The following is a 9432-nucleotide window of genomic DNA, read 5'->3' as shown; positions in this document are numbered from 1 at the left end:
CCTCGGCCTGCGGCCCGAGCACGTAGTTCTTCTCGACGCCGCGCAGGCCCGCTGCCAGGAGGACGGCGAAGGCGAGGTACGGATTGCAGGCCGAGTCGGGGCTGCGAACCTCGATGCGCCGCGAGGACGCCTTTCGCGGTGTGTACATCGGCACCCGCACCAGGGCGGACCGGTTGGCTGCCCCCCAGGACGCTGCCGTTGGCGCCTCGCCGCCGTGGACGAGTCGCTTGTAGGAGTTCACCCACTGGTTGGTGACGGCGCTGATCTCGTTGGCGTGCTCCAGGATTCCGGCGATGAACGACTTGCCGACGTTGGACAGCTGGAGCGGGTCGTCGGAGGTGTGGAAGGCGTTGGTGTCACCCTCGAACAGGCTCATGTGGGTGTGCATCGCCGAGCCGGGGTACTCGCTGAACGGTTTGGGCATGAACGTCGCCCGGACGCCCTCGTTGAGGGCGACCTCCTTGACGACGTAGCGGAACGTCATGACGTTGTCGGCCATGGACAGCGCGTCGGCGTAGCGCAGGTCGATCTCCTGCTGACCGGGTGCGCCCTCGTGGTGACTGAATTCGACCGAGATGCCCATCGACTCCAGCGCGTCGATCGCGTGGCGGCGGAAGTTGGGCGCCGAGTCGTGCACGGCCTGGTCGAAGTAGCCACCGTTGTCGGCGGGGACGGGTTCGGTGCCGTCGTACGGGCCGGGCTGCAACAGGAAGAACTCGATCTCCGGGTGCACGTAGCAGGAGAAGCCGAGATCGCTGGCCTTGGCCAGCTGCCTGCGCAGGACGTGCCGCGAGTCCGCCCACGACGGTGATCCGTCGGGCATCGTGATGTCGCAGAACATCCGGGCGGAGTGCTGTTTGCCGCCGCTGGTGGTCCACGGGAGCACCTGGAAGGTGGACGGATCCGGCCGGGCAACCGTGTCGGATTCGGAGACGCGCGCAAAGCCTTCGATCGACGAACCGTCGAAGCCGATGCCCTCCTCGAAGGCGCCCTCGAGTTCGGCAGGCGCGATGGCGACGGACTTGAGGTATCCGAGCACGTCGGTGAACCACAGCCGGACGAACCGGATGTCCCTCTCCTCGAGCGTCCGGAGGACGAATTCCTTCTGCCGATCCATGTGCGAAGCGTAGGCATCGGCTGTTAATTCCGTGTTACACGCCTGGTGCTAACACTGCAGATTGGCCGGTGGTCGCACGGAGTCGACCAGAAAGGCGGTCACCGCGGGGTCCACACAGGCGTTGCCGTTGAACACGACGGTGTGCTGAGTTCCTTCGAAGGTGATGAGCGACGCGTCCAGTTGCCGCGCCAGCTCGACACCCGCTTGATAGGGCGTGGCCGGGTCGTGGGTGGTCGAGACGACGACCACCTTGCCGGGCCCTGGCGACGTCGCGGGGTGGGGAGCCGACGTCGGGGGGACCGGCCACATCGCACACACGTCCCTCGGAGCAAACCCGGTGAAGCCGCCGTATGCCATGAACGGAGCGGCTTGCCTGGCTCGCCTGTCGTTCTCTGCCCACACCGCGGGGTCGGTCGGATACGGCGCGTCGACGCAACGGATGGCGGTGAACGCATCCTGCTGATTCGCGTAGTGACCGCTGGCGTCCCGCTTCTGATAGTCGTCGGCGAGCAGCAGCAGATCGCCTGCGTCGGTGCCACGCTGCAGTCCCAGCAGTCCGCTGGTGAGGAACGGCCAGTACCGCTGCGTGTACAGCGCGTCCGCGGTGCCGGTGATGGCGTCCTGGTAGCTGAGACCGCGGGGATCCGACGTCCACCCCGGCTGCTGCACCAACGGGTCGACGAGTTGGTGATAGCGCGTGACGAACTGAGTCGGGTCCTGGCCAAGCGGGCAGTCGGTCGACCGCGCGCAGTCGGCCGCGTAGTCGTCGAACGCCGCTTGGAACCCTGCCAGCTGCTGCACGGTGTCGGCGAGAGGATCGGAGCTCGGGTCGACGGCGCCGTCGAGCACCATGGCGCGGACGCGGTCGCCGTACCGTTCGGCGTACCTGGCTCCCAGTTCGGTGCCGTACGAGTAGCCCAGATAGTTGATCTGGTTCTCCCCCAAGGCGGCTCGCACGACGTCCATGTCCGTGACGCCGGAGGCGGTGCCGACTCCGGCGAGGAACTCCTGCCCGGTGTGGTCGATGCAACCCTGAGCGAGCCGCGCGTAGACCTGTTCGATGTGGGCCACGCCCGCCGGGCTGTAGTCGGTCAAGGGCTCGCGCCGGAACGCGTCGAACTCGGCGTCGCTGCGGCAGCGGATCTGCGGCGTGGAGTGCCCGACGCCGCGCGGGTCGAACCCGACCAGATCGAATCGGCGAGTGATGTCGGTGCCTTGGAGGCTCAGTGCCATGCCCGCGACGGTGTCGACGGCGGACGCTCCGGGGCCACCGGGGTTGATCATCAGCACCCCGATGCGGTCGCCGGTGGCGGGTACCTTGATGACGGCTAGTTGCGCTTGCGCCCCATCGGGTTTCGCGTAGTCAACGGGTACCGACACCGTTCCGCACTGCGCGGTGGGGACCACGTCGGCGGCGGCGATGAAGGTCGAACAGCTCCCCCACACCGGCGGCTGACCGTAGGTCTGGGTCGATCCGCCCTCCGGCGCCGCCCACGCGGTCGGGCTGACGAACGGCGACGTCGTCAGAAGCGCGAGCAGTGCCGCGATCAGCCTGCCCACCAACCACATGGCGAACATGCTCGCACGCAACGGGCGTCGAGTCAGGGTCGTGGCGCAGGCGGTGACGGCACGGCAACCAGACGGTGATCCGACGGTGACCTGACCCCTGCCGAGCGCGTCGGCGCTCAGCAGCGGGAGTCCGGTGGGGGCACCACCACGTCGACGAGGTATTTGGCGGCGATCGCGTCGACGCAGGCGTTGCCCTGGAACACCACGGTGTGTTGGGTTCCGTCGAACGTCAGCAACGTTCCGCCGAGTTGCTTGGCCAGGTCGACGCCGGCCTGGTACGGCGTCGCCGGGTCGTTGGTCGTCGACACCACCAGCAGCGGAGGCAGCCCGGTCACGGAGATCTCGTGCGGCGTGGTGGTCGGGGCCACCGGCCAGAACGCGCACGTGCTGAGTGGGGCGTCGCCGGTGAACTGTCCATAGCTGAGGAACGGGGCGATCTCGCGGGAGCGACGATCGGACTCGATCACGCTGTTGCGATCCGTGATCGGCGGCTTGTCGACGCAGTTGACCGCCACCCGAACGTCGGTGGAGTTGTCGTAGTGGCCGCTCCCGTCGCGCCCCATGTACAGGTCGGCAAGTTTCAGCATCCCGTCGCCCGAGCCGCCCTTCAGCTGGGTGAGCCCCTGGGTCAGGAGGTGCCAGTAATTGGGCGAGTACAGCGGCAGGATGGTGCCGACGATGGCGTCGCTGTAGCTCAGCCCACGCGGATCCTGGGTCCTGGCCGGGTTCTTGACCAGTGGTTCTACCAGGCTCTTGTAGACGTCGACGGCCTTGGTGGGGTCGGTGCCCAGCGGGCAGTCCGGCTGTTTGGCACAGTCCGCGGCGTAGTCGTTGAAGGCGGTCTGGAATGCCGCGGCCTGCCGAAGGTCGGCCTCGATCGGGTCCGCGTTGGGGTCGATGGCGCCGTCGAGGATCATCGCCCGAACGTTCTGCGGGTACTTCTCGGCGTAGAGGGCGCCGATCCTGGTGCCGTATGAGTAGCCGAGGTAGGTCAGCTTCTCGTCGCCAAGGGCAGCCCGTATCGCGTCGAGATCCTGTACGACGCTTGCCGTTCCGACGTTGGCGAGGAATTCCTTCCCCGACTTCTCCACGCAGCGGTCGACGAATTCCTTGGTCTGGGCTTCGATGTGAGCGACGCCTTCGGGGGTGTACTCGACGGTCGGGTCGGCCCGGGTCCGGTCGTTGTCCGCGTCGGAGTTGCACCACACCGCGGGGCTGGAGTTCGCGACGCCGCGGGGATCGAAGCCGACCAGATCGAAGTGCTGCCTGATCGATTCGGGTAGTACGGGGATCATCGACGCCGCACCCTCGACGCCCGATTCGCCAGGACCGCCCGGGTTGACGATGAGGGAACCGATCTTCTGCCCGGTGGCCTTGAACCGGATCATCGCGAGCTGCGCGACCTCACCGTCGGGCTTCGCGTAATCGACCGGCACCGACAGCAGACCGCACTCGGCGTCGGCGGGGATCTGCACGTCCGACGATCCGGTCTTGCACAGCGCCCAGTCGATCGGCGTTCCTGGCCTCGGCACCGCGACCACACCGCGTCCCTCGACCACGGTGCTGCAGCCCGCCACCAGCAGTGACACGAAGACGGCCGCGAGGATCCCGCGTCTGAGGTTCATGGGTGCCAATGCTGCCATGAGCACCTGTAGCCGCTGGCCAACCCCTGTTCGCGTGGGTGAGTCCGCTCGCGCAGAGAGCACCGGCGATCACCGGTGATCTGGCGGGTCACCCGGTGACGGCAAGCAACTCTTCCAGAGCGACAGCGAAGTCGTCGGCCATGTCCCACAGGTCGGGCAGCAGCTCGGGGCAGGAGATGAGACCGACGTCGAGCGTCCCGCTCAGCGACATCACGGTGATGTTGAGCCCCGAGCCGTGGAAGATCGGTCCGAGCGGATACATCGCCCTCACCTGCGCGCCCAGGAAGTACAGCGGGATCTGGGGACCTGGCACGTTGGAGACGACGAGGTTGTGAACGGGTAGCGCGCTCGTCAGCCGACTGGATGCGTAGACGCGCATGGCGACGCCGAACACGGCGGGGGCGGCGAACTGTGACCAGTCCTGCAGCAGGGTTGCACCGATCGCCGCACTGTGTTGCTTGCCAACGGAATTCGCGTCGGCGATGGCCTTGAGCCGCTCCCCTGGATCGTCGATGTCGGTCTGCAGGTTGCAGAACATTCCTGACACCTGGTTGCGGCCCGGCCTGTCCGACTTGTCGTGGACGGACACCGGGACCATGGCGACCAGGGTGTTGTCCGGTAGCTCGTCGCGGTCCAGCAGGTAGCGGCGCAGCACTCCGGCGACCAACGCCATCACCACGTCGTTGACCTTGACGCCGAAGTGGTTCTTGACCGTCTTGATGTCTTCGAGGTCCAGTTGGGCGAACGCGACGTTGCGGTGTCCGGTGACGGTGTCGTTGAACCTGGTCTTGGGGGCGGCGAACGGGGCTGCCATGGTCATGCCGCTGCGTGCGCGCCTGACGGTGTCCAGCACCGTGGACAACGTGGATGGGAGCACGTTCATCAGCTTGAGGGGGCGGGTGGCGTACTTGATCGCGCCGCTGATCGCGATCTCCAGGTCCGAGCCGCCGCCGACGCCCGCGACGGGATCCGGTGGCGGCGCATCGGGTTCGGTGGTGCACAGCTGTGACATCAGGTTCGCACCGGTGACGCCGTCGACGCCGGAATGGTGCACCTTGGTCAGCACGGCGAGCCTGCCACCGTTGTGCGCATCCGTGCCCGCGACGTTCTCGATCAGCCACATCTCCCACAGAGGGCGGCTGCGGTCCAGCGTCAAAGAGGCGATGTGGCCGCAGATCTCGCCGAGTTCGACGCGTCCGCCTGGGGCGGGCAGGCCGATGCGGTGCAGGTGGCGGTCGACGTCGAAGTCCTCGTCCTCGACCCACACCGGATGGTCGAGGTTGAATCGGTTGTCGCCGAGCTTCTCCCGGAACTCCGGCATCGCCTTGATCCGCAGGCTCAGAGCATCGCGCATGCGCTCGAAGGAGTACCCGCCGGGGATCGTGGAGGTGTCGATCTCGAGGATGGAGCACACGTGCAGCGGCTGAGCCGCGGTTTCGAGGTACAGAAAGCTGGCGTCGAGCCCGCTGAGCCTTTGCATGTCGCCGATGTTAGGCGCGTCACGTGCCGGGGTGTGAGGAACTGCACTTCACCAGACGTTCACCTTCACGCGCTGCGGTGGCACACTTGCCAATGTCACGACCCGGGGACCCAGATGGGCCTCGAGGAACGAACCGGCGAGATTTGAGGACAACGATGTCTGAGCAGACTGTCTATGGTGCTGCCAACGATTCACAGCCGCGCACTCCGGCCGGATCGGCCGCTCCGCAAGCTCCGCGGACCAAAGTGCGCACGCATCACTTGCAGAAATGGAAGGCCGAGGGCCACAAGTGGTCCATGTTGACGGCCTACGACTACTCCACGGCCCGCATCTTCGACGACGCCGAGATCCCGGTGTTGCTGGTGGGTGACTCCGCGGCCAACGTGGTCTACGGATACGACACCACGGTGCCGGTGACGGCCGACGAGCTGATTCCCCTGGTCCGCGGCGTGGTGCGCGGCGCACCCCACGCCCTGGTCGTGGCGGACCTGCCGTTCGGCAGCTATGAGGCGGGCCCGCAGCAGGCGCTGGCGACGGCGACGCGGTTCATGAAGGAAACGGGTGCGGCCGCCGTGAAACTGGAGGGCGGTGAGCGCGTCGCCGAGCAGATCGCGACGCTGACCCAGGCAGGCATTCCGGTCGTGGCGCACATCGGTTTCACTCCGCAGAGCGTCAACGGGCTCGGCGGTTTCCGCGTCCAGGGTAGGGGCGACGCCGCCGAGCAGACCGTTCACGACGCCATCGCGGTGGCCGAGGCGGGTGCGATCGCCGTGGTGCTGGAGATGGTGCCCGCCGAGTTGGCCACTCAGATCACTGGCAAGTTGACCATTCCGACGGTCGGCATCGGCGCGGGCCCGAACTGCGATGCACAGGTGCTGGTGTGGCAGGACATGGCGGGCATGACGGCAGGCAAGACCGCAAGGTTCGTCAAGCGCTTCGGTGATGTTGGCGGCGAATTGCGCCGTGCGGCAACGCAATACGCCAACGAGGTAGCCACGGGAGTGTTCCCCGCCGACGAGCACTCCTTTTGACGGTGAGCGGACTTCGGGGCAGTAGTTAGCGGAATTCGGGCTTGCGCTTGGCGATGAACGCCGCGATGCCCTCCGCGCCGTCCGCAGAGGTGACGCTGGCCGCGATCAATCTGGCCTCGTGTTCCATCTGTTCTTCGTACCCCGCGGCGTAGGTCGTGAGCAACAGCTTCTTCACTACCGAGTTGGAGTGCCTTGCGCCAGAGGCGATTCGAGTGGCAAGCGCATCGAGCTCGGCGGGCAGCTCCTCGTCGGGCACGACGGAGGTGACCAGGCCCCACCTCGAAGCCTCCTCGGCCGAGAGCACCCGGTTGGTGATCATCAACTCCTGCGTCCTGCGCAGACCCACGAGACGCGGCAGCAGGTAGGACGAACCGCCGTCCGGGCTCAGCCCCACCTTCGTGTAGGCCATGGTGAACGTCGCGGACTCCGCGGCCAGCACCAGGTCGCCGGACACCCCGAGTGGAAAGCCGGCGCCGGCGGCGACTCCGTTGACCGCGGTGATGAGCACGGCGTCCATCCGCGCGAACGTCGACAGCGCGCGGTGCAGGTCGTCGGCGATGCCCTTGACGTAGGCCCCGGGATCCGATGCGGCGGCCATGGCCTTGAGATCTCCTCCCGCGGAAAAGAACTTGCCTGCCCCGGTGATGGTGACCACCTTGGTGGCTTCTGTGTCGCACAGCGCCGCGGCCTCGGCGAGCTCCCGAGCCAGGGTGTCGTTCATGCCGTTCGCGGCCTCGGGCCGGTCGAGGACGATGTTGACGACGGAGGCGGCCTGCGTGAACTTCAGCGTCTCGAAATCGGTCATCGCGAGACGTTATCGCACCAGCAGAAACCCTGGCCGAGGCTCGCGCCGCCGTCTGTTCACCTGAATGTGGCAACCTGTTCACGAATTTCGACAGCGCCCGCTTCCGATCTGAAGGTGAAAATGCCATCTGACAAGTCCACCCCGTCCCGTCACACGGAGGTCGAACGCAAGTTCGCGGTGGTCGAGGGCTCGGTCTCGCCATCGTTCGAGGGGTTGTCGTCGGTCGCCAGCGTTCGGCGATCACCGGTCCAGCAGCTCGACGCGGTGTACTTCGACACGCCGAATCACGACCTCGCCGCACACCGGGTGACGTTGCGTCGTCGCACCGGCGGAACCGACGCCGGGTGGCATCTGAAGCTGCCCGCAGGCGCGGATGCCAGGACCGAGGTCCGCACCCCGCTCGGCGAGGCGGGCAGTCCGGATGACGTCGTTCCCGAGCAGCTGCGCGACGTCGTGCTCGCGATCGTGCGGGACCGCCCGCTGGCCGAGGTCGCGCGGATCTCCACCAGCCGCACGATCGACGTGCTGTACGGACACGACGGCGTTGCCATCGCCGAGTTCTGCGACGACACCGTCACCGCGTCGGCGACCGGCGGTGAGCCCCAGGAGTGGCGGGAGTGGGAGCTCGAGCTCGCCGAAGGCATCGAGAACGACCGCGACGCCGAGTTCTGCACTCACCTTCTGGACCGGCTGTCCAATCGCCTGTTCGACGCGGGCGCCGAGCCTGCCGGCCACGGCTCCAAGCTGGCGCGGGTGTTGAACACCGCCGCGGCGAAGCCTGCGCCACGGTCGGCGGATCCGGTGCACCGCGCGGTCGCCGAGCAGATCGAGGAACTTCTGGTGTGGGACCGGGCGGTCCGCGCGGACGTGTGGGACTCGGTGCATCAGATGCGGGTGGTGACCCGCAAGATCCGCAGCCTGGTGAAGGGCTCGGAGGAATCGTTCGGCCTGGCCGAGGATTCGCCGATCCTCGACGAGCTCAAGGAACTGGCCGGGGTTCTCGGCGTGGCGCGCGACGCCGAGGTGCTCGCCGAACGCTATGAGCGGTCGTTGGACGAGCTGCCTGCCGCGCTGGTCCGCGGACCGGTCCGCCAGCGCCTCGTCGACGGCGCCAAGCTGCGGTATCAGGCGGGGTTGCGACGGTCGTGGACGGCGATGCGATCTGACCGCTACTTCCGGCTGCTCGACGCGCTGGACGCACTCAAGACGGCCGAGCCTTCGGTGTCGGCCAGTGGCGAACCCGCCAAGCAGACGACGGTTTCCTCGGCCTACCGGAAGGTGCGCAAGTCGTCCAAGGCGGCCCAGGCGGCCAAGGAGTCCACCGACGTCTCGGCCGAGCAGAAGGACGAGGCCCTGCACCGGATCCGCAAGCGCGCCAAGCAGCTTCGGTACACCGCCGCAGCCACCGGGGCGGCCAAGGTCGCCAACGGGGCCAAGACCATCCAAACGCTGCTCGGTGATCACCAGGACAGCGTGGTCAGCCGCACCCACCTGTCCCGCGAGGCGGCTGCGGCACACGCGGCGGGTGAGGACACCTTCACCTACGGCTTGCTCTATCAGCTGGAGGACGAGTTGGCCCGACGCTCCGAGGAGCGACTCGGTGCGGCGTTGAAGGAGTTGAAGAAGGCGGTGCGCGCCGCCGGGTGACCCGGCGGGGCGGACGAGTTGGCCTGTAAGCCGGATTCTGTCCCGTGCGTCACCGGTGACCGGAGACGCGCGGTGGCGACCATCCATCTGGACACACCGTCGCCGGGTGCCTCGAGCGGCCTACCCGCAGGCTCGGGCGA

Annotated in this window: 7 protein-coding genes; 2 read left to right on the top strand and 5 right to left on the bottom strand. The window is 67.3% G+C overall.

The window, feature by feature from the left end; translation table 11 throughout:
- From ABW137_RS25660 to ABW137_RS25645, 4 genes are all read right to left on the bottom strand, one after another.
- On the bottom strand, positions 1-1117 hold a 1117-nt coding region (locus tag ABW137_RS25660), incomplete at its 3' end, for a glutamine synthetase family protein (RefSeq protein WP_526404280.1).
- Positions 1118-1165: 48 nt separating this feature from the next.
- Entirely contained in the window at positions 1166-2695 is a 1530-nt protein-coding gene (locus tag ABW137_RS25655; RefSeq protein ID WP_526404279.1) for an alpha/beta fold hydrolase, read from the bottom strand.
- 107 nt (positions 2696-2802) lie between these two features.
- Positions 2803-4311 (bottom strand): alpha/beta fold hydrolase, encoded by a 1509-nt coding sequence (locus tag ABW137_RS25650; protein WP_526404278.1) that lies wholly within the window; start codon positions 4309-4311, stop codon positions 2803-2805.
- A 106-nt stretch (positions 4312-4417) separates the two neighbouring features.
- A complete protein-coding gene (locus tag ABW137_RS25645) occupies positions 4418-5809 on the bottom strand; it encodes a WS/DGAT/MGAT family O-acyltransferase (protein ID WP_526404277.1) in 1392 nt (463 codons plus the stop codon).
- 155 nt (positions 5810-5964) lie between these two features.
- Between ABW137_RS25645 and panB the strand changes: the two genes are divergently transcribed.
- Positions 5965-6840, top strand: coding sequence for a 3-methyl-2-oxobutanoate hydroxymethyltransferase (panB, locus tag ABW137_RS25640; protein ID WP_526404276.1), 876 nt, complete (start codon positions 5965-5967; stop codon positions 6838-6840).
- Positions 6841-6865: 25 nt separating this feature from the next.
- On the opposite strand, the gene ABW137_RS25635 is transcribed toward panB, so the two are convergent.
- Entirely contained in the window at positions 6866-7645 is a 780-nt protein-coding gene (locus ABW137_RS25635; RefSeq protein ID WP_526404275.1) for an enoyl-CoA hydratase/isomerase family protein, read from the bottom strand.
- Between the two features lie 120 nt (positions 7646-7765).
- Here ABW137_RS25635 and ABW137_RS25630 point away from each other — a divergent pair, with 120 nt between their 5' ends.
- On the top strand, positions 7766-9292 hold the full coding sequence (locus tag ABW137_RS25630; RefSeq protein ID WP_526404274.1) for a CYTH and CHAD domain-containing protein: 1527 nt from the start codon (positions 7766-7768) through the stop codon (positions 9290-9292).
- Positions 9293-9432 lie beyond the last annotated feature (140 nt).

The sequence above is a fragment of the Mycobacterium sp. genome (genome assembly GCF_040509115.1).
In the GTDB taxonomy this organism is placed as follows: domain Bacteria; phylum Actinomycetota; class Actinomycetes; order Mycobacteriales; family Mycobacteriaceae; genus Mycobacterium.
Note: the sequence above shows the minus strand (reverse complement) of the source record. Positions and strands in the feature narration are given on the sequence as shown.